The organism is Edwardsiella ictaluri ATCC 33202, assembly GCF_000264785.1.
GTDB lineage: Bacteria > Pseudomonadota > Gammaproteobacteria > Enterobacterales > Enterobacteriaceae > Edwardsiella > Edwardsiella ictaluri.
In genome coordinates this window covers 1-1,346 of sequence record NZ_AFJI01000051.1, presented here as the reverse complement: position 1 = coordinate 1,346, position 1,346 = coordinate 1, and the positions used below count along the sequence as shown (strand labels likewise).

Genomic DNA, 1,346 nt, shown 5'->3' with positions numbered 1-1,346 from the left:
GACGATCGCTATGAGGAGTTGCCGGACTGGGATAAAGATATCTACTGGCATTTCTTCATCGGCGATCAGCACTTCCGTCTGCCGAAGCCGTTTGAAATCGGGCTGATGTTCGCGACGCTGCCGGAGCGGATGATCCGCGCCATCGGCGGGAAAGAGAGTGGGAAAAAATTCGCCAAACTGGTGGCGCACAATTTCATGGAGCAGCTGGCGTTTAATCCCATTCCCCAGATCGCACTGCCGCTGGCCGAGAACCTGGTGAACTATGACTTTTTTAGCGGAAATCCCATTGAGGGGATGGCGGACGCCAATCTGCTCTCTGGCGCCCGCTATGATCAGCGTACCAGTCTGCTGGCCCGTCAGGCCGGTGAGCAGTTTGGCTGGTCACCGAAGAAGATTGACCACCTGATCACCGGCTATACCGGCACCCTGGGCGCCTATGTGCTCGGGGCGATGGATATCGTTCTGCGCGGCATGGGGGAGTACGGCGAACGCCCGGCGCTGCGCGTCGATGAACTGCCGGTGATCAAGTCGTTTCTGCGCGGATCGGCAGCGCCGAAATCGACCCAGTACAGTGAGGATTTCTACCGTATGATGCAGCAGGCCAACCAGGTTTATGGCACGGTGCAGCGCTGGAAACGGGAGCATCGGCTACAGGAGAGCCGTGCGCTACAACGGGAGCGGCGCTACATCTTGGCCAGCCGGCCACGGCTCAACCGGACGCAGCAGCAGGTACGCCAGCTGAACAGCCAGATCCAGATGGTACAGCTGCACACCGGTCTCAGCGCCGAGGAAAAACGTCATCGCATCGACAGGCTACTGGCGCGCCGCAACCGCATCGTGCAGCAGGCGGTGATACGGATGCACGGGGGGGGGTGAGTAGGGGCGGATGACCCGTTTAGCTAAGGCGATACCGTCGCGTCCAGAGACTCCCGCCGCACCTGTTCTGGCGCTCGCCGTCGGGAATGAGACTGTCCGATGGCGTCATCCCAGTGCCCGATCCTGTGCGCCGGCGCTGGCTCCGAGGGCGACGCCGGCGTCCCTGCACATTGTCTGATATTTCATATATAAACTAATTGAATGTGATGTGATTTGATATTCGCTGACCGCCCATTTTCTGCGGGAAGATAGCCTGTTACCCTTTGTGCGCGGTGCCTTTCAGGCCCTCTGCAGGCTGGATATGTGCGGGCGGCGCAGACATATAAAGCGGAATAGTGACGCTGGCGGTTTGCTTTTCCTTAGGCTGTGTATAATTATGGGTTTAGAGCCGCTAACAAAACCGTTCAACAAAGCGCAAGCAGATAACAGCACAAGCCAGCGTCAGCAAGGCAAGATGGGTATCCAGCCGG

At 58.5% G+C, this 1,346-nt stretch carries 1 protein-coding gene; it reads left to right on the top strand.

Annotated features, from left to right (window positions below; translation table 11 throughout):
* Positions 1 to 876, top strand: an 876-nt coding sequence (locus EIEH_RS06385) for an LPD38 domain-containing protein (RefSeq protein WP_035609060.1), incomplete at its 5' end; no start/stop codon positions are given.
* Between the last annotated feature and the right edge of the window lie 470 nt (positions 877 to 1,346).